A 19,698-nucleotide genomic window follows, 5' to 3' on the forward strand; every position below is an offset into this window, starting at 1 on the left:
CTTTGCTAAATTGGGCGTAGCATAATGCCAATTTAGATAACTCACCCACCATCAGGATACACCATGAATAGCCCTATTTTTCATCATACTTATAAAGTCTATATCAATCACACAGACGCAGGTGGCATCGTCTATCATGCCAATCACCTGACCTTTTTTGAAAATTGTCGCAGAGATTGGCTAAGCTCGCTTGGGTTTCATGGTTATTTTTTTGATGCTGATGGTGTGGCAGGTGGTACAGACAGCCATGATGGAAAAATTCACTTTGTGGTCGCTCGTGCCGATTTGACCTATAAATTACCACTCTTTGTTGATGATGTGCTGATTGTTACCGTGCAAAAGATGACAAAAAAGTCCGCCAGTCTTATTCTAACCCAACATATTTATCGCTCGTATGATGATTTTAAAAGCGGTAAGGTTGCAAGTACTGGCGTGATTACCTTAGCTTGCGTTATCAATAGCGATGATGGCATTCGCCCCTGTCGACTGCCTCGCACCTTTTAACAGCACCACCAACTCATTTGTTATCGCCTAGAAAAAGGAGCGGTACTACCTACTGCTCTTTTTTATGCTCTTTATTTTAAAGCAAGTCAGTTATCAAGACTACCAAATCACAACCACCAAATCACAAAAACTTAGTAATCAATCGCAGTGGCAAATACTTCATGCCCAGACCAATTGGCAACCACGGCCATGCAGGCACATATGCTTCATCAACTTTCGCTTCAATCGCTTTGACAATCACATCAGCACCCTCCTCTTCTTCAACTTCAAAAGGTAGGTATTTTGCTCCAATATTTAAATCAGTACGAACATATCCTGGATAGATGGTTGATACCGTGATAGGCAGTTTTTCAGTGATGGCATCAGCACGAATTCCCTCTGCCAATGTTGCAAGCCCTGCCTTAGCTGCAGCATAGGTGGTTAAATGGCGTGGCAGACCACGCACAGCCGACATGCTAGATATGACCACCAGATGACCACTATTTTGACGGCGGAAAATCTGCATGGCAGATTCACACTGTGCCAATGCAGAGATGAAGTTGGTCTCAGCGGTAGCACGGTTAATGGCAAAACGACCATAACCAATCACACGGCTGTCCCCAACCCCTGCATTCACAATGATTTTATCAATGGTTGTGCCATTTGCCTGCACTTCTTTATCAAAGTCATCGAACACCAAGAATACATCATCATAGATGGTAACATCAAGTGGGCGAACATAAACCTTGATGCCAAACTCTTGCTCAAGCTCTGCTTTTAGTGCCTCTAGGCGGTCAAGCCGTCTGGCACAGATTGCCAAATCATAACCTAAAAAAGCAAACTTACGAGCCATCATCGCCCCAAGTCCTGAGCTTGCCCCTGTAATTAGAACAACTTTACCTTGACCGATGCCACGAATGTCTTTTAAATCTTTAATTTTATTAAACCGGTTTGCCACCACACGACCAAACTTATCCGCTTTAGCAAACAACTCTTCTAATCTTTTCATAACTTACCCATAAAACAACTTAAAAAATAAGTAGCTATTTTAGCGTATTTTTTGGTAAAATTCTAATAATTTACTGTGTACAATCAATCACTTAAGGGCGATTAATCTTCGCCAAAAACTCGGCAGCTCTTAAGCCAGCTTTACCAACAAAGTCTGTTATAGAAACGCCAATTTGCTCATCTAAGCCTAATTTTTCTAGCAAATTTGGCTTGGTGCGTAAGTTTAATGCAAAGACATTGTGATTATCCATTAATCCCAAAATATACGCATCTGATGTGCCAAGCTCATCAATCAAGCCCAAAGTATGGGCGTCTTTGCCAAACCAAAATTCACCTGTCGCTACTTTTTCAATATCTAGGCGTGGTCGATGATGCACCAATAATCTTATCAGCCACGCACGCCATCATATAGCCACCACTGGCAGCGATTTTATCCACACAGACGGTTAAAGACAGCTGAGCTTCTTTAATTCTTTGCAACTGTTCAGCAGCCAGTCCATAAGCATGCACCTGACCACCACCACTTTCAAGACGAATCACCACCTCATCGTTGGCTTTAGCCACGCTAATAATGGCACTAATCTCTTCACGAAGCTGTGATACGGCACTTGCTTTGATGTCGCCATCAAAATCTAGCACATAGATGGTTTTGGCATCATCTTGCTTATTGGTTGTCTTATCCTGCCCTTTTTCTTTAGCATTTGACTTAGCCAAAGACAAAAGTTTAGATAGACAACCACCACAATCATCGGCAGTAACTACTTGCTCAAACTCTTGTCGTTGCTTTTTTTGGACTTTGTTTAAGTGAGTGATTTGTAACTCTACTGGTTTTTTTGATGAAAAAAGTAGCATATTAACCCTTAAAATTTTATAGCATGGTTGATAAAAACTTTTATGCAAATTCACTAAAAATAAATTGGTGCGGTGTTTTTCAAGTTCAGCCAAACGGCAGACCCTTAGCTGTCTGTTGTATTTTTTAGACCTACGCCACGCAAGCGACCGTACCCATCAATATCACGAACAATCAGCGACCAAGCATCATTGAGTCTCACCTCATCGCCCTTGACAGGCTCCGCCTTAAAATGCGATAGCATGAACTCTTCAACCGTCTGATCACGAGCATCGCTCAAAGTTTGCATCAACTCATCATCAATACCAGCCAAGCCTGTGGCACTAGGCGATAAAGTAAACATATCTAAAGCACTGGCAACGGGTGCGATTTTACTAAAACGATTTTGACTAAGGCTACGAGTTGCCAAATTATAAAACGGTAAATCCATGATGCGTGCGTGTGGAGACAACAGCCAATCACCATAAAACTCACTGGTTTTTTGATATTGAGTAGCGGAGTTGTTAAAAACCTTAGCAATATTACCCGCCCAATCACCCAGCAAAGCATACCAAACAATATCGCCAACTTTAAGCACTGTATCATCGTCAACATGCACAAGATGACTGCCACGAACAACAGCGAAGACGCTGATTTCTTGAGGATTTACCTTTCCTGAAATGTCTTGTGGGTGGCGACCAATGGCAAACGCACCGGGCTTAACCTCAAACTCATATAAAGTTATATTGGCTTGATCACCCACCCAAATTTCATGTTCAGCCTTAGGTTCAGCATCGGTTGGCACCCAAACTTTAAACAACCGAGACATGAATGGAATTGTTGTGCCTTGTGCCAGCAAAGATAAAATCACCACACCAAAGACGATGTCAAACGCTAAATTTGCCCCTACAACACCGCTGACCACAGGAATGATGGCCAGTGTGATTGGTACCGCACCTCTTAGACCAACCCACGAGATAAAACCAATCTCTTTTAGACGAAAACCAAACGGTATTAGGCTTGTTGCCACCGCAATCGGACGAGCTACAAATAACAAGAATAAAAAGATTGCCAGTGAATAATACCACTCTTCAATCATTCTTGATGGTGTAACCAATAGACCCAACACCACAAATAGTACTGCTTGTGATAGCCAAGCAAAACTATCCATGACACGCAAAACATGTTCTGTAGCACGGACTTTGGTATTGCCAATGATGACACCTGCCAAATACACCGCCAAAAATCCACTGCCCCCAAATAAGTTGGTCGCACCAAACACCGCCATACCTGCTGACATGATTAAAATGGCGTACATACCATCAGCCAAATGCACCTTTGGTAATAACTTAGATAACAACCAACCTGCCGCCAATCCTGTAATCAGACCAACTAAAATCTGTTGGGTTAGCATTAGGATGATGCTGCCGATTGTTTGACTCTCTGGATTGAGATTCAAAGCAATCATGACCGTAACCAACAAAATTGCCAAAGGGTCATTCGTGCCAGATTCCAACTCAAGTGTGGCCTGCACACGATCATTGAGCTTGACCCCGCCATTTCTAAGTAGGCTAAAAACCGCTGCAGCGTCAGTTGAACCAACAATCGCTGCCATCAAAAAACCCAATCGCCAATCAATATCAAGTAGCCAGCTAACAAAAAGACCCAATGCACAAACCGTTGCAATAACGCCCCAAGTTGCCAGTGTAATCGCAGGTTTTAGACCGACACGAAAAGATTGGAATGAAGTGCGAAGTCCACCATCAAGCAAGATGCAGGCAAGTGCTGCCTGACCAATGAAATTTGCGGCAGAATACTCCTGAAATTCAATACCCAGCACCCCTTCTTCGCCAGCAAGCATGCCCACACCCAAGAAAAACAACAACAAAGGCACACCCAAGCGTGCTGACAAGGTGTTTGTCATGATGCTGATAAAAATCAGCATAGAAGTAACAAGATAAATGATATTTAAAGTATCCATCGGCGAAGAAATGCTCCTTTTGGTAAATAACCCGCTTGACAAGTAACGGCTAATTTGGCTTTATTACCACAAATAAATCAGCTAATACTATCACAATATACCGTCAAATTTCCATAACAAACTCATCAATTTAATCGGTTTTTTTATATTAAACATAGTTATTGATTATACTAATTGTATTTAGTACATAGAATATCAAAAACCACCTAAGCCGATATTCCGACAAAGGTGGTTTTATGGTAGTGATTTAAAGAGTTAAGTCAATCAAGATAGGTTTGATGCCTGTACCAAAATCTTGGTATACTCTTCTTGTGGGTTTTCAAAAATCTGCTCGGCAGTACCCTCTTCGATAACTTCGCCTTTACTCATCACCATCACACGGTCAGATAAAGCACGAACCACAGACAAATCATGGCTGATGAAAATATAGCTTAGTCCATATTTGCGTTGCAGGTCATTTAACAGCTCAACCACCATAATTTGGGTTGATCGGTCAAGTGCTGAAGTTGGCTCGTCCAGAAGAACAAACTTAGGTTCTAAAATAATTGCACGAGCAATGGCGATGCGTTGACGCTGACCGCCTGAAAACTCATGCGGATAGCGGTTAATCATTATAGGTGATAGATTAACCTCTTTGAGCATCTTCACCACTTTTTGACGACGCTCCTCTTTGGTCATCTGCGGAAAATGTACCGTCAGACCCTCACCAACAATCTCCCCCACCGTTAAGCGTGGCGACAGCGAGTTAAATGGGTCTTGAAAAACAATTTGCATATCACGGCGAAGCACATCACGCTCTTTGGCATTCATCTGCTTGATGGGTCTGCCACCAAAGCTGATTTCTCCTGTAGATTCCACAATTTGCATGATGGCACGACCAATGGTTGATTTACCAGAACCAGATTCACCCACAATCCCTAAAGTCTCCCCCTCTTTTAGGTGAAGAGAGATGCCCTTGACCGCACTAAAGGTCTTGGTTGGTTTACCAAAGAAACTACGCTCCATCACATAATCTACATGCACTTTGTTAGCAGTAATGATATCTGGCACACCCTCTCCCAATAACGGCTTTTGATTCATTGGGATTGGCATCAGCAGCTCTTTGGTGTATTTATGCTGTGGTTGATTAAATACGCTTTGAGTATCACCTCGTTCGATAATCACCCCATGTTGCATGACACACACTTGATGGCTATACCTTCTAACCAAACGCAAATCATGAGAAATCAAGATGATTGCCATGCCAAGATCTTTTTGTAATTGCATGAGCAAATCTAAAATCTCAGCTTGAGTGGTAACATCAAGTGCTGTGGTTGGTTCGTCAGCAATGAGCAAGTCAGGCTTATTGATGATTGTCATTGCAATCATAATACGCTGGAGCTGACCGCCTGAAAACTCATGCGGATAACAGTCCATCTTACGCTCAGCATCAGGGATTTTCACCGTTTCAAGGGTTTCCAATGCCATTTGACGAGCCTGTTTTTGGCTGATGTTTGGGTTGTGAATACACACCGCTTCGGCAACTTGTTTACCGATTTTCACAAAAGGATTAAGACTGGTCATTGGCTCTTGGAAAATCATGCCAATGCGGTCGCCCCTTAAGGATCGCATTTGTTTTTCAGACAGTTTTAAAATCTCTTTGCCATCAAAAACAACCGAAGAATTCTGACCAAATGTAGCAATCTTTTTGGGCAATAACTGCATGATTGCCATACTGGTAACTGACTTACCTGAACCTGATTCACCCACAATGGCAAGTGTCTGCCCACGATTTAGGCTAAATGTCATGTCTTTGACAACATGAACATTTTCCTCATCAGTCTTTAAAAATATATCTAAGTCTTGAACTTCTAATAGTGCCATCTTCTCATCCTACCATTCGATTATTTATCTTTAGGGTCTAAGGCATCGCGTAAGCCATCGCCTAAAAAGTTAAAACAGAACAATGTCGCTACCAAAAATATTGATGGAATGAGAAGTTGCCACGGTGCTACTTGCATACTTTGAGCTCCTTCTTGTAGCAATGCACCCCAACTGGTCATTGGTTCTTGTACTCCCAATCCTAAGAAACTTAGGAAGGATTCAAACAAAATCATGCCTGGCACAATGAGTGATGCATAAATTACAACCAACCCTAAGACATTTGGCACAATATGACGCATAATGATGCCAGTACTAGAGACGCCTGTGATTTTTGCAGCTTCAACAAATTCTTTATTTTTTAGGCTTAAAGTTTGTCCACGCACGATACGAGCGACATCCAACCATGACACCATACCAATTGCCACAAAGATTAAGAAAATATTTCTACCGAACAAAGTTACGAGTAAAATCACAAAAAACATAAAGGGGAAAGCGTTTAACACATCCAAAAAACGCATGAGCAACATATCCACTTTACCACCCAAGTAGCCTGATAAAGCACCATAGATAGTACCAATCAATACCGCAACGAACGCACCTGCCACACCTACCATAAGCGAAATGCGACCACCAACAGCAACACGAACAAGCAAATCTCTACCAATCGGATCTGTGCCAAAATAATGTCCTGAGCTTAGTGAAGGTGCAGTACCCATACTTGCCCAATCAGTGTGGTCATAAGTATAAGGTATGAACATTGGTGCACAAATAACAAAAATGGTAATAATTAGCAGAATTAATGCACTAGCAATGGCGGCTTTATTTCGGCGAAAGCGTCGCCACGCATCCTGCCAAAGACTGCGTCCTTTAACATCATCAAGGTTGTGAGGCTTTATGGTTGTATCAATAGACATAAAACATCCTTTTTTATTTTAATATTTGATTTTTGGATCAATGAGTGCGTATAAAATATCAACGATAGCATTAAATGTAATTGTTAGCACTCCCACCAGGATGGTTAGGCTTAGCACCAAACTATAATCACGGTTTAATGCCCCATTGACAAAGAGCTGACCAATGCCTGGCAGACCAAAAATTGACTCAATCACGATAGAGCCTGTAATAATACCTACAAAAGCAGGTCCCAAAAATGAGATAACAGGCAACATCGCAGGACGCAAAGCGTGTTTAAAGACAATGTGAGAGGTTGGCAAGCCTTTTGCTTTGGTGGTGCGGATATAAGGGCTGTTTAGCACTTCAATCATAGAACCCCTTGTTACCCTTGCGATGCTAGAGGCATAACCAAGAGCTAACGTGCCCACAGGTAGGATAAGATTTGGCAATGCACCACTATTCCAACCCCCTGCTGGCAGTACCTGCCAAATAACAGCAAACAACAAGACAAGCAATGGACCTTTTACAAAACTTGGCATGACCACACCTGTCATGGCAACCGTCATGAGTGCATAGTCAAAAAAGGTATTTTGTTTTAAGGCGGCGATAACGCCAAGCGTGATGCCCAATACAAGTGCTATCACGAAGGCGTAAATACCTATCTCCACCGAGACAGGCAAAGACTGAGCAAGCAATTCATTGATGGTGTAATCTTTGTACTTAAAAGAAGGGCCAAAATCCCCCATGAAGAGTTGCTTTAGATAATTTAGGTATTGAAGCCATAACGGATCGTTTAAATTATATTTAGCTTCAATATTAGCAAGTACTGCAGGCGGTAAGTTACGCTCACCAGTAAATGGGCTACCAGGTGCCAAACGCATCATGAAAAATGACACAGTGATAAGAAACAACATGGTTGGTATCGCTTCTAAAAAACGCTTAAAAATCAGTTTTAACATAAAAAACCTTGTGTTCTAAATACCATGAACAAAAGCCAAAAACTTGCTAAATGCAGGTCTTGTCATCCATCTCAGGCTTGCTTTTTATCCTTGAATAGCGAGCCGATCTTGTATCAATGCCACCAATCACTTATCATCATATCTGCTAAGTGATTCAATGATAAAGCTAGCGTATGATACCTAATTTATAGGAAATTGCACAAAATAATCATCAAGTTGTGCTAATTTATCCTGCTTTACGATCTATCTAATTATTCTAAATTACCAATAAATTAGGTAGATTTAGCGAATAAAAACAAGCATATTATTCAACATGCTTGTTTTTTCATACTTGCCTTATTTAACAGACCAATCTTTGACTAACCAGCCATTTAAAGGATCGGCCAATGAATCAGCATTAATATTGTTTTTAACCAAACGGTTGTAAACAGATACATACAAAAAGATTCCAGGGTTGTCTTTTTGTAGTATAGATTCTGCTTCATAATACAACTGCTTACGCTCTTCATCATTAGCCACCATCAATGTTTTATCAAGCACTTGATCAAAGACGGCACTTTGATATTTACCTGTATTATTACCATTGTTTGTGCGTAACATGTTATAAAAACTTGATGGCTCATTATAATCAGCACACCAACCAGCCAGTGCCGAATCAAATTTTCCTTGACGGCGAGTATCTAATGAGGTTTTCCATTCTTGGTTGATGGTGCTAACATCCACCACACCATCTGACTGCTGTTTCATCATAGAAGCAATGGCGGTGGTTAAGCGTTTGGCAGATTCACTGGTACTATATAACAACTCAAATTGAAGAGGTTTACTGGTGCTATAGCCAGCTTCAGACAACAGCTTCATTGCCTGCTCGGTACGACCTTTCGCATCAAGAGATGCCCATATAGGATCAATTCTCTTCATGCCATTGATGATTTCAGGGGTAAACTGATAAGAAGAAATCTCACCTCTTCCTAAAATCTGTTGAGTGATGGTGTCTCTGTTTACCAACATGGTTAACGCTTGACGCACTTTAGGGTCAGAAAACTGTGGCTTGTTCATATTATATTCAATATAAAAACTGCACAAACGAGGCGTAGTGCCAACTTCATTTGGGTGTTCGGACTTGATTTTGGCAAACTGCTCTGGTGGTATGCCTGCTGTAATATCAAGCTCACCTGCCTTATAACGATTGATCTCATTCGCCCCTTGAATGGGTAAAAACGATACTGTCTCAATCTTGGTATTGGCATTATCATGGTAGGCAGTATTACGCTCTAAGGTCAAATGACTATTAACCATCCACTCTTTGAGTTTATAAGCACCACTAACAACTATATTAGCAGGCTCAATCCATTTGTCGCCATGTTTTTCGATGACTGACTTTGGCACAGCATAAGTTACAGGCAGTAACATCAAGTCGGGCAAATACGGCACAGCTTCATCAAGTGTGATTTGTAGGGTATGATCGTCAAGAGCCTTAACACCCAAAGCATCAACTTGTGCCTTACCTAAACTCACCGCTTTGGCATTTCTAACCTTTGCATCAACCAAGTATTCGCCATAAGGTGCACCTGTTTTAGGGTCAGTTAATCGTTGCATGGCATATACGAAGTCATGTGCTGTTAGCGGTTCTCCATTTGACCATGTTAGCCCTTGCTTAATGTTAAAAACCCATACTTTTTGGTCAGCACTTTCCCAGCTTTCGGCTGCCGAAGGGATTGTTTTGCCATCAGCATCAGATGCTGTTAGACCCATGAACATCTGGCGGATGATGTTGCCAGAGCCTACATCAGATGATTTTTGTGGATCTAAAGTTTCTGGCTCTGCACCATTACCAATATTTATATGACCTGTAGAGGCAGTGGACTGCACTGCTGCCTTATCATCCGCACCGCCACAGCCAGCAAGCACTAGCATGGTGCCTAGTACCGCACTACCAAGCAGTTTTTTATGTAAATTCATATGATTCTCCTTTAATCAATGCTTCAAAATTTTTATATCTTTGATATAGTAATTATTTAGTGGGTCTTTAGCTGAAAAGCCCTGCACATAAGGTTTAATTAGACGAGGTGAAACATATTGATACACGAAAATATTTGCCGAATCCTTATCTAACAAAGCCTCCGCTTGTCTATAGATATCGGCACGAGCCTCATCACTAACACCTGCTTCAAACGCACTATCCAATAGCTGGTCAAATGCTGGGTTATTGTACTTACCATTGTTGTTTGAGTCAGTAGAAAGAAGTGTATTTAGGAAAGTAGATGGTTCGTTGTAATCAGCACACCAACCACCACGAGCCATTTCATGATTTTGGTTGCGACGAGTCTCAAGATAGGTTTTCCACTCTTGGTTATTCAATGATACATCAACAAAGCCCAAACTATCCTTCCAGAATGATGCCGCTGCCACTGCCAATGTTTTATGTTGTTCACTGGTGTTATACAATAGCTCAAATTTCAAAGGATTTGATTCATTATAACCAGCTTCGTTTAATAAACGCTTAGCCTCGCTGATTCGCTTTGCATCATCCCAATTTTTCCATTCTGGCTCGTAAGGCTTGACACCATTAACTGCTTCTGGGGTGAATTGGTAGGCTACTTTTTGACCTTGTTTTAAGATGCTGTCTGTGATGATCTCACGACGCAGCGTCAAAGACAGTGCCTTACGCACACGCACATCGTTAAATGGTGCTTTGGTGTGATTAAATTCATAATAATAAGTACATAGTTTTGGCTGTGCAACCACTTGATCGCCCAATTCTTTTTTTAGCTGCTCAAACTGAGTCGGAGGTAGAGCATCGGCTGTAATGTCTAATTCACCCGCTTTAAAGCGTGCAACATTAACCGTATCTTGAGGGATTACCAAAAAAGTCGCCTCATCAATGGTGGTGTTAGCATCATCAAAATAGCTTGGGTTACGCTTGAGTACAATGCTTTCATTCACACGCCAATCTTGTAGAATATAAGGACCATTGCCCACAAAGTTGCCTACATTTGTCCATTTATCCCCCAGTGCTTCCACTGTTTTTTGATGTACAGGCTTAACAGATGTGTGGATCATCGCATCAGGAAAGTATGGCGTTGGCTGAGTCAATGTGATTTTAAGTGTCTTGTCATCAATCGCTTCTACACCTAGCGTTTCAGGCTTGGCTTTGCCATCAACAATCGCCTCTGCATTAAGTACTTTTAGACCTGACAGATAGGTAGCATAAGGAGATGAGGTTGCAGGATTTACCAAACGGCGAAAGCTATATACGAAGTCATGTGCTGTTACAGGCTCTCCATTAGACCAATTTGCATCACGCAGTTTAAATATCCATACTTTATTATCCTCAGATGACCATTCTAGTGCCATGGCTGGGATGGTTTTTCCATCTTGATCGGTCGTTGTTAGCCCCACAAGCATTTGACGCAGCAAGTTGGATTCTGGCACACCGCTAACTTTGTGTGGATCTAAAGACTCTGGCTCTGCACCATTGCTGATGGTAATTTTTTGAACTTCGCTAAGCTCGCCAATTTTTTCGGCAACGGCAGACTGAGCGTCCTTTGTCTTGTCCTCACTGCCACACCCTGACAATGCAAACATACCGATTGCTACCATGCTTGCCAATAATGGTACTCTTAACTGCATCATATTTTCTCCTTTGTGATGATGTTTAATGAACTAGCAACATTCATTGTACAATTAGTCAACCAAAATAACAAGCATTTAATCTAAAGAATTACCGTTTATACCAACTCGTCAACAGTCCACTTCAGTTAAATATAAAGTTCATTTATATGTTAAGATTTTGGCAGTTAGGTGCATCACAAGTATCATGACAACCATTAACACAACGCCTTTTACTTTATCTTTTTTCATTCTAAGGCTCTTTTTTATTGTCAAAGCCGTCCCATTTTGTAAAATTCACAATTTTTAATCAATTTGGGATTAACTTTTTGGTTTATTTTTGTTAAAATCCCAAAAGCATATTTATTGGATTTATAGTTTCTACTTTATTTAAGGCAATTTATTTATGATGCGTAGCCATTATTGCGGTCTTGTTACCGAAGAACTCATTGACCAAACCATTACCATCGCAGGCTGGGTGCATCGCCGTCGAGACCACGGTGGGGTTATCTTTTTGGACATGCGAGACCGTGAGGGTCTACTACAAGTCGTGATTGACCCAGATACGCCTGAAGCTTTTTCAACCGCTGACTCAGCTCGTTCTGAATACCTGCTAAAAATTACAGGTCGTGTTCGTCGTCGTTATGAAGGCACAGAAAACAGCAACATGACCAGCGGTCAAGTAGAATTACTGGGTAAAGAGATTGAATTGCTTGCCAAAGCAGACACCCCACCTTTTCCATTAAACGATGACAACATCAATGTATCAGAAGAGTTACGCCTAAAATATCGCTTTTTGGACATTCGCCGTCCAGAGATGTTAGACCGCCTGCGTTTTCGCTCAAAAGTTACCAATCTTATTCGTAACTATTTAGATGAGCATGGCTTTTTGGATGTTGAAACGCCAATTTTAACTCGTGCCACTCCAGAGGGTGCAAGGGATTATCTGGTGCCGAGTCGTGTCTCCAATGGCGAGTTTTATGCTTTGCCACAATCACCCCAGCTATTTAAACAACTGTTGATGGTTGGCGGCGTTGATCGTTACTATCAAATCGCCAAATGCTTCCGTGATGAGGACTTGCGTGCAGACCGTCAGCCAGAGTTTACCCAGATTGATATCGAAACTTCATTCCTAGATGATAATGACATCATGGACTTGATGGAAGGTATGACTGTCAAACTATTTGATGAGTTGTTGGGCGTGAAGTTTGACAAATTCATCCGTATGCCATACAGCGAGGCAATGCGTGATTATGCTTCTGACAAGCCAGACTTACGCATTCCACTAAAACTTGTTGATGTTGCTGATATCATGCAAAATGTTGAGTTCAAAGTATTCTCCGCCCCAGCCCAAGACCCCAAAGGTCGTGTGGTTGCCTTGCGTGTGCCAAACGGTGCCGAGATCAGTCGTAAACAAATCGATGAGTACACCAAATTTGTTGGTATCTATGGTGCTAAAGGCTTAGCATACATTAAAGTCAATGATGCAAGCAATATCAACAATGGCGTAGACAAAGAGTCAGGACTGCAATCACCCATCATTAAGAACATGACTGATGAGGTATTGACAGAACTGATTGAGCGTACAGGTGCACAGTCTGGCGATTTAATTTTCTTTGGTGCAGATAAGGCTAAAGTTGTCAATGATGCAATGGGTGCGTTGCGTGTCAAGCTCGGTCATGACCTTAATTTATTAACTTGTGAATGGGCACCGTTATGGGTGGTTGATTTCCCAATGTTTGAAGAGACCGATGATGGCAAATGGACTTCAGTTCACCATCCATTCACCTTGCCAAAATCAAGCGTTGAGGAAGTGAAAAACAACCCAGGTGAAGCACTGTCTGTCGCTTATGACATGGTGCTAAATGGTACTGAAATCGGTGGTGGCTCACTGCGTATCTACACACTTGAAATGCAAAAAGCAATTTTTGAAGCATTGGGTATCAGCGAAGAGGAAGCTGAAGAAAAATTCTCATTCCTACTCAATGCTCTAAAATATGGTGCACCGCCACACGGTGGTTTGGCATTCGGTCTTGACCGCCTTATCATGCTAATGACAGGCTCATCATCAATTCGTGATGTCATCGCATTTCCAAAGACCAAAACAGCTGAATGTCCACTTACCCAAGCCCCTGCTGCTGTAGAAAGCAAACAGCTGCGTGAGCTAGGTCTTCGCATCCGTGAACAAAAAAGTGCAGAATAAGGCATCATTTGGATGTTGAGGTTGATTCGGTTTGTGCCATTGTCCTTACTTAGGACTTTGGCACGAGCCATCGCTTGCTTGGCACTACTGATTGATGCAAGCATCTATCGCAGTATTCGCAAGAATTTACTGATAACCAGACCACTACTGTCTAATGAGCAACGAAAAGCAATGGCTAAGCAACTGCTTTTTAATCAGCTCATCAGCACCGCAGACAGCCTAAAAAGCTGGGCAATGCCAACAGAGTGGTCAGTCAGTCAAATTAAGTCCGTACATCGTTTGGATATACTACAAGATGGCTTAAATCACCCCAACGGTATGCTTGCCATAGTACCGCACATTGGTACTTGGGAAATGATGAACGCATGGATCAATCAGTTTGGTCAACCTGTCATCATGTATAAACCTGTCAAACAAAAAGCAATCGACAACTTCATCCGTGAAGGACGACAGCGTCTTAACGCCACACTTGTGCCAACAGACAGTACAGGCGTCAAAGCAATATTTAGGGTGCTAAAACAAGGTGGATTTAGTATCATCTTGCCCGACCATGTCCCTGACCCATCAGGTGGCGTAATTGTGCCTTTTTTTGGCATACCTACGCTAACTGGTACGCTTGCCCCTAAACTTGCCCAAAAAACAGGTTGTGCTTTGGTTGGATTAAGCTGTGTACGCTGCGATGATGGCAATGGGTTTGAGGTTCATTGCCACAACTTATTCGACCCGAAATTATATGACCCAGACATCAATATAGCTACCCAAGCGTTAAACGATGCCATGCAAGGCATGATTGATGAGCATTTTACTCATTATATGTGGGGCTATCGCCGTTTTAAGTTTACATCCTTTGAGAACAATCCCTACTTGCTTGATGAAAGTGAGCTACACCAACGAATACTTTCTTATCATGCTACACAGAATAATAAGGATAGGACATGAGTACAGCCAATACCAATTACATCATCTGTATGAAATGGGGCAATAAATACGGTGCTGACTATGTAAACAGACTGTACAATATGGTACAGCGTAACATGACCCTACCCTTTACTTTCGTTTGTCTAACTGATGACAGTACAGGCATACGCTCGGAAGTCGTCTGCTACCCCATACCTGAGCTGAATCTACCGAGCAATATTCCTGAGCGTGGCTGGAAAAAGCTCACCACATTTAAGCCTGATTTATACGGCTTAAAAGGTACGGCACTATTTTTAGATATTGATATTGTCATTGTTGATAATATTGATTGTTTCTTTATGCATCAATCACAACATGATGACAGTGTGATGATTATCCGAGACTGGAAAAAACCATGGCGAATGGTTGGTAATAGCTCAGTTTATCGCTTTAAGGTGGGACAAAATACTTACCCCAACCTACTGGCATATTTTGAACAAAACTTTGAAAAAATCCGCTCGGAAGTTCGCCATGAACAGGCGTTTTTATCTAACTACCTAAGAGAACATTATCATTTAGAGTATTGGGATGAATCGTGGTGTGTGAGTTACAAATATCACTGCCTACAAAAAATCCCTTTGGCGTATTTTAAGCCACCTGTTAAGCCAAAAGATGCCAAAATCATCATCTTTCATGGCGAGATCAATCCACCTGATGCCATCGCAGGTGGTGGTGGTAAATGGTATCGCCATGTATTGCCAAGCGATTGGATTAAGCAAGCATGGCAATAAGACCCATCAATTGTAGCAATCAAACTAAAAAAGCACCTATTAGGTGCTTTTTATTTATTAGCGTTTGAACATATCGCCTTGCCGATTTTTCTTGACATATTCAATCATGCAATCACGCAACAACTGGCTTGCAGTACGGTTATTATCTCGTGCTGCTTGTTTAAATTGCCCAATCAAATTCTTATCAACACGCATGTTAAAAGTAGTTTGTTCGTCTCGCTCCACCATATCTAGCCCCTTTTGCCTACAAGAAATAAAATAGGGCGTAATTATAACAATCAGTATAGATTTTTCAAGTATTTGTTAAGATTTTTTTACTTTTTTTGCCAATTTTAATGAATCTTTTCATGATTTATTCAAAAAAAATTAACCAATCTCAAACCATGCTAGCAGTCAGACATTCTTAAAACATGATTCATGATAAATACAGGATAAGGTTTGAGTGTCATTATCAGACAACAAATCAAATACTAGAAGCTCTCGCCAGTTCGTCATGGCGTTGGCAAGTATATTCAAAATAGCACTACAAAAGCCAAACTAAAAGGACTAAGCTCTGTTAAGTGCAGAAACTTAGTCCAATCAAGTCTTTAAAAACCGACCACTTAATACAACCTAATATTTATTTCGTGTTGTATCAGTTGGTTTATTGGGTATTTGGATTTGTTGTTCATGCCCAATTTGGCAGTCTTATACTCTAAACTGAGGCAAGAACGCTTCAACGCCTGGAAACATACCAACAGCACCCATCGCAAGACATAAGACAACAAAGCCAATCAGCGGAATCATCACACGCCCAGAAAAACCAAGTTCACGGCTGCGTTGTTTATCACCAATAAGACCTAAGTTATCTAACATCATGGTTAAAGACCAACCAAAAACAGGGTTTACCAACGCTGATGCAAACACCACAATGGCAGCAGATTGCGTTGTCTTGCCCTTACGAGACATTTCCATACCTGCTTCTAACAAAGGTACGAATACCACCACAATCAACACTGTGCTTAGTACAGGTTGCCAAAAACCGCCAAATCCATCGGGGATAACCCCAAATCGCCGCTACAATACAAAATACAGCGGTTAAAATTGTACCTGCAGGGATTGGACGCTTGGCAATGGCAGCTGGCACAATATAAGTACCCCACGATGAGGTAAAATTTGCACCGCCCAACGCTGAGCCAACTGCTTGACGCACTGAACAGGAAATCATCGTATCGTCAATATTCATGTACGTGCGTTCTGAGCGTGGTGGATAGCTAATTTTTTGGAATACTTGATGACCCAAAAAGTCAGGCGACCACATGGCAACTGCCAACACCGCAAATGGGAAAGCAACGATATACGCCTTCAAATCTGACAGACCCAATGTCCAACCTGTATCTTCACCCCACCAGTACATTGGGTTTAATGGTGGTAGTCCTGGGTCGGTCTTAAATTCAAAGGTGCACCCAAGGCGAACGCCAACCCACCTGCAATGGCACAGCCAATCGGTACAGCCAACCAGCGTTTTTGCCAATGCTCAAGCAAAGCATACATAACAATGGTTGCTACAATGATAATAAAGGCGATGTGCGGTAAACCAATTTTATCCGCCCATGCAATCATTGCTTTTACCTGTCCTATCGTACCAACAAAACCCAGATACAAGAGTAAGCCGCCCGCCACGCTTACTGGTTAGGCGTGCCATAAGGCTACCACCCTTACACAAGGCAAGAGCAATGCCAAACACTCCCATCAATACACCAAATGCTAGCGGATGTCCACCTGCGGCGACAACGATAGGAATGAGCGGAATGAGTGGTCCATGTGTACCAGGTAGATTTGAAGTAGGTAGGATAAAACCTGAAAGAATCAGGACAAAAAATGCCGCAATTAACATCTCATAGCGAACATTCTCAAGAATGAAAGCATCGGATAGTCCCAAAGGCGTAGCAAATGCCGCCGCCATCGCCCCCCCACCATAACGATTTTACCGATGGTGGCAGCAATTGCAGGAATGGTATCCTCCAACTCAAAACGATAATCACGAAACGGCAGGTTAATTTTCCAGCGTTTTGGCTGCATGATTTGCAGTTCGTGGTTTAGATATTCGTTGCGTGTGGCAAAATTAGAGCTTGGTCTATATAGCTCGGCATAACTTTTATTGCCCAAGTCGCTTGACTGACCATTGTTTGCCACTGAATTATCAATCATATCACTCACAATACATACTCCTTAACATTGTGATGACTAACGGCATTTAAGATTCATTTTTTCCATCGGCCTTGATGCCGAAAAAACACGCTTAAACACCACTGGTTGTTTACAATGAGCATAGAAGCTACTGTATTGTGCATTTTTTAAAATACATTTCTAAAAATAACCAAACCTAGATGACTAAAAATACTCAAAGCCGAACAGACAAATCTGCTCGGAAATTTGTTCATTTTTTGAAATACATTTAAAAGTATTTGATCCACAAATACAGCGTCATCCATGTTCGGGCATGATTATATATTGGTTTTATTCATCTGTCATGCACTATTTTTATAATGATTAAAAAATTTGCAAATAAATCATCGCCAAAACATAACAATTCCATCATTTATGGTACAATAAATCATCAGTATTTTTCAATCAATAAGCATCATGGCAATCACCACCACCTACCCCTGCCCCACCTGTAAGACACTCACAACATGGGCAGATAATCCAGTCAAACCTTTTTGCTCCAAACGCTGTCAGCTTATCGACCTTGGCGAGTGGGCATCAGAAAACTACAAAATCCCCACAGCAGACACCCCATTTAGCGAAGAAATAGAACATCACAGTCCAAATGCCTAGACAGGAGTTTTTTTATGAGTCATCTTATGCCCACCTATGCCCGACAGCCAGTCAATTTTGTGCGTGGTGAAGGGTCTTATTTGTACGATGATCATGGCAAGCGTTATCTGGACGCATTGACAGGCATTGCTGTATGCGGGCTTGGGCATTGCCACCCTACCATCTCCAACGCCATTAAAGAACAAGCTGACACACTCATTCATACCAGCAATTTATTTGGCGTTCCATGGCAAGAAAAAGCAGCAGATATTCTATGCAAAAAAGCAGGCATGGAGCAGGTGTTTTTTGGCAACTCTGGGGCGGAAGCCAACGAATGTGCCTTAAAACTGGCTCGCTTATACGCCCATCAACAAGGCAAAACACGACCAAAAATAATCGTCATGACCAATGCCTTTCATGGTCGCACTTTACTGACCGTTACCGCCACTGCCAACCCCAAAGCACGAGAAGGATTTTATACCCTAGAAGATGACTTTATTCGTGTGCCATTTGGCGATGCTGCTGCCATATCTGCCCTAAGCGATGATAAGGATATTTGTGCGGTATTGGTTGAACCAATTCAAGGTGAAGGAGGGTTGCATACGCCACCTGATGGTTATCTTGAGGCATTGTCTAGTATCTGTGAGCGTAACAACTGGCTGTTGATGCTTGATGAAGTGCAAACAGGCAATGGTCGTACAGGCAAATATTTTGCTTATCAATACACCAGTATCCGCCCTGATGTTCTGACCACCGCAAAAGGTCTAGGCAATGGCTTTCCTGTGGGTGCGTGCATGGTGGCAGGTCGTGCTGTTGGACTTTTTGGGTATGGTTCGCATGGCTCTACTTATGGTGGCACACCACTTGGTAGCCGTATTGTCTGTGCTGTGTATGATGAGCTGACCGATGCCGTACTTGACAATGCCAAAAAACAAGGCGATGCCATCAGATGTGCCATCAACAAAAAATTCTCTCATCAAGGCGTACAACTGCGAGGTCTTGGCATGATGATTGGCATCGTCTTGCCAGATGGCATTGATTGTAGTCAGTTGGTAGACATCGCACGAGATGACCACCAACTCATCATCAATGTTACTGGTGGCAATGTCATACGCCTACTGCCCGCCCTTAACCTAAGCGATGCTGACACCACCTTGTTAATAGCCAAGCTAGAATTGCTATTAACAACGCTTTTATCTTAAGTCGTGCAATCAAGTCAGCCACAACCCACAGTCAGCTTTTGGGGTGTGCCTTGCTCTTTTTTGCACAGTTTTATTCAAATCAATCGTCAGTACACCCCAAGATAACAGCAAAATAAACAACAAATTGATTTTGGCCTTTTTTGTATTTACAATACTTATTCATCAGTGCTGAAATATTTT

General features: G+C 41.9%; 15 protein-coding genes and 3 pseudogenes. 6 read left to right on the top strand and 12 right to left on the bottom strand.

The window, feature by feature from the left end:
* The first annotated feature begins 63 nt into the window (after positions 1-63).
* Complete coding sequence (locus LU276_RS04930; RefSeq protein WP_284674524.1) at positions 64-504, top strand: thioesterase family protein; 441 nt, start codon at positions 64-66, stop codon at positions 502-504.
* 121 nt (positions 505-625) lie between these two features.
* On the opposite strand, the gene LU276_RS04935 is transcribed toward LU276_RS04930, so the two are convergent.
* The 8 genes and pseudogenes from LU276_RS04935 to LU276_RS04975 all read right to left on the bottom strand — a co-directional run bounded on the left by LU276_RS04935 (position 626) and on the right by LU276_RS04975 (position 11,650).
* Complete coding sequence (locus tag LU276_RS04935) at positions 626-1,492, bottom strand: SDR family oxidoreductase (protein WP_284674525.1); 867 nt, start codon at positions 1,490-1,492, stop codon at positions 626-628.
* A gap of 91 nt (positions 1,493-1,583) precedes the next feature.
* A pseudogene (locus LU276_RS04945) lies at positions 1,584-2,343 on the bottom strand (S49 family peptidase).
* A gap of 104 nt (positions 2,344-2,447) precedes the next feature.
* Positions 2,448-4,301: a potassium/proton antiporter gene (locus tag LU276_RS04950; RefSeq protein ID WP_284674528.1), complete on the bottom strand. Its 1,854-nt coding sequence runs from the start codon at positions 4,299-4,301 to the stop codon at positions 2,448-2,450.
* A gap of 264 nt (positions 4,302-4,565) precedes the next feature.
* A complete protein-coding gene (locus LU276_RS04955; protein WP_284674529.1) occupies positions 4,566-6,164 on the bottom strand; it encodes an ABC transporter ATP-binding protein in 1,599 nt (532 codons plus the stop codon).
* Positions 6,165-6,184: 20 nt separating this feature from the next.
* Positions 6,185-7,078, bottom strand: a complete 894-nt coding sequence (gene oppC, locus LU276_RS04960; protein WP_284674530.1) for an oligopeptide ABC transporter permease OppC — start codon at positions 7,076-7,078, stop codon at positions 6,185-6,187.
* An 18-nt stretch (positions 7,079-7,096) separates the two neighbouring features.
* Positions 7,097-8,017, bottom strand: coding sequence for an oligopeptide ABC transporter permease OppB (gene oppB / locus LU276_RS04965; protein WP_284674531.1), 921 nt, complete (start codon positions 8,015-8,017; stop codon positions 7,097-7,099).
* Between the two features lie 336 nt (positions 8,018-8,353).
* Entirely contained in the window at positions 8,354-9,976 is a 1,623-nt protein-coding gene (locus LU276_RS04970) for a peptide ABC transporter substrate-binding protein (RefSeq protein ID WP_284672786.1), read from the bottom strand.
* A gap of 15 nt (positions 9,977-9,991) precedes the next feature.
* Positions 9,992-11,650 (bottom strand): ABC transporter substrate-binding protein, encoded by a 1,659-nt coding sequence (locus LU276_RS04975; RefSeq protein ID WP_284672787.1) that lies wholly within the window; start codon positions 11,648-11,650, stop codon positions 9,992-9,994.
* Positions 11,651-12,032: 382 nt separating this feature from the next.
* On the opposite strand from LU276_RS04975, the gene aspS reads away from it, so the two are divergent.
* Genes aspS through LU276_RS04990 form a run of 3 tightly spaced genes read left to right on the top strand, consistent with a single transcriptional unit; the run spans position 12,033 to position 15,517 of the window.
* Positions 12,033-13,829 (top strand): aspartate--tRNA ligase, encoded by a 1,797-nt coding sequence (aspS, locus tag LU276_RS04980; RefSeq protein ID WP_284672788.1) that lies wholly within the window; start codon positions 12,033-12,035, stop codon positions 13,827-13,829.
* Between the two features lie 12 nt (positions 13,830-13,841).
* Positions 13,842-14,768 carry a lysophospholipid acyltransferase family protein gene (locus tag LU276_RS04985; RefSeq protein WP_284672789.1) on the top strand — a complete coding sequence of 309 codons (927 nt, stop codon included), beginning with the start codon at positions 13,842-13,844 and terminating at the stop codon, positions 14,766-14,768.
* Complete coding sequence (locus LU276_RS04990; protein ID WP_284672790.1) at positions 14,765-15,517, top strand: glycosyltransferase; 753 nt, start codon at positions 14,765-14,767, stop codon at positions 15,515-15,517. Before LU276_RS04985 ends, LU276_RS04990 begins: the two co-directional genes overlap by 4 nt.
* Before the next feature lie 57 nt (positions 15,518-15,574).
* Here LU276_RS04990 and LU276_RS04995 read toward each other — a convergent pair whose 3' ends face one another.
* The 4 genes and pseudogenes from LU276_RS04995 to LU276_RS10100 form a co-directional block, all read right to left on the bottom strand.
* Complete coding sequence (locus LU276_RS04995) at positions 15,575-15,745, bottom strand: hypothetical protein (RefSeq protein WP_284672791.1); 171 nt, start codon at positions 15,743-15,745, stop codon at positions 15,575-15,577.
* A 459-nt stretch (positions 15,746-16,204) separates the two neighbouring features.
* The gene (locus LU276_RS10090) at positions 16,205-16,471 is read right to left on the bottom strand and encodes a DUF3360 family protein (protein ID WP_470365339.1); all 267 of its coding nucleotides are present in this window, start codon (positions 16,469-16,471) and stop codon (positions 16,205-16,207) included.
* Positions 16,455-17,119, bottom strand: a pseudogene (locus tag LU276_RS10095) (DUF3360 family protein). Before LU276_RS10095 ends, LU276_RS10090 begins: the two are co-directional and overlap by 17 nt.
* Positions 17,100-17,707 (bottom strand): annotated as a pseudogene (locus tag LU276_RS10100) (DUF3360 family protein). Before LU276_RS10100 ends, LU276_RS10095 begins: the two co-directional pseudogenes overlap by 20 nt.
* Positions 17,708-18,142: 435 nt before the next feature.
* Here LU276_RS10100 and LU276_RS05025 point away from each other — a divergent pair.
* Entirely contained in the window at positions 18,143-18,337 is a 195-nt protein-coding gene (locus LU276_RS05025; protein WP_284672796.1) for a DNA gyrase inhibitor YacG, read from the top strand.
* Positions 18,338-18,351: 14 nt separating this feature from the next.
* Positions 18,352-19,518 (top strand): aspartate aminotransferase family protein, encoded by a 1,167-nt coding sequence (locus LU276_RS05030; protein ID WP_284672797.1) that lies wholly within the window; start codon positions 18,352-18,354, stop codon positions 19,516-19,518.
* Positions 19,519-19,698 lie beyond the last annotated feature (180 nt).

It is taken from the genome of Moraxella haemolytica (assembly GCF_030177935.1).
GTDB classification, from domain to species: domain Bacteria; phylum Pseudomonadota; class Gammaproteobacteria; order Pseudomonadales; family Moraxellaceae; genus Moraxella; species Moraxella haemolytica.

Bases quoted from the DNA above. Each gene is read 5' to 3' on its own strand.
- LU276_RS04930 (WP_284674524.1), top strand. From the start codon at position 64: ATGAATAGCCCTATTTTTCATCATACTTATAAAGTCTATATCAATCAC.
- LU276_RS04935 (WP_284674525.1), bottom strand. From the start codon at position 1,492: ATGAAAAGATTAGAAGAGTTGTTTGCTAAAGCGGATAAGTTTGGTCGT.
- LU276_RS04950 (WP_284674528.1), bottom strand. From the start codon at position 4,301: ATGGATACTTTAAATATCATTTATCTTGTTACTTCTATGCTGATTTTT.
- LU276_RS04955 (WP_284674529.1), bottom strand. From the start codon at position 6,164: ATGGCACTATTAGAAGTTCAAGACTTAGATATATTTTTAAAGACTGAT.
- oppC (WP_284674530.1), bottom strand. From the start codon at position 7,078: ATGTCTATTGATACAACCATAAAGCCTCACAACCTTGATGATGTTAAA.
- oppB (WP_284674531.1), bottom strand. From the start codon at position 8,017: ATGTTAAAACTGATTTTTAAGCGTTTTTTAGAAGCGATACCAACCATG.
- LU276_RS04970 (WP_284672786.1), bottom strand. From the start codon at position 9,976: ATGAATTTACATAAAAAACTGCTTGGTAGTGCGGTACTAGGCACCATG.
- LU276_RS04975 (WP_284672787.1), bottom strand. From the start codon at position 11,650: ATGATGCAGTTAAGAGTACCATTATTGGCAAGCATGGTAGCAATCGGT.
- aspS (WP_284672788.1), top strand. From the start codon at position 12,033: ATGATGCGTAGCCATTATTGCGGTCTTGTTACCGAAGAACTCATTGAC.
- LU276_RS04985 (WP_284672789.1), top strand. From the start codon at position 13,842: ATGTTGAGGTTGATTCGGTTTGTGCCATTGTCCTTACTTAGGACTTTG.
- LU276_RS04990 (WP_284672790.1), top strand. From the start codon at position 14,765: ATGAGTACAGCCAATACCAATTACATCATCTGTATGAAATGGGGCAAT.
- LU276_RS04995 (WP_284672791.1), bottom strand. From the start codon at position 15,745: ATGGTGGAGCGAGACGAACAAACTACTTTTAACATGCGTGTTGATAAG.
- LU276_RS10090 (WP_470365339.1), bottom strand. From the start codon at position 16,471: ATGGAAATGTCTCGTAAGGGCAAGACAACGCAATCTGCTGCCATTGTG.
- LU276_RS05025 (WP_284672796.1), top strand. From the start codon at position 18,143: ATGGCAATCACCACCACCTACCCCTGCCCCACCTGTAAGACACTCACA.
- LU276_RS05030 (WP_284672797.1), top strand. From the start codon at position 18,352: ATGAGTCATCTTATGCCCACCTATGCCCGACAGCCAGTCAATTTTGTG.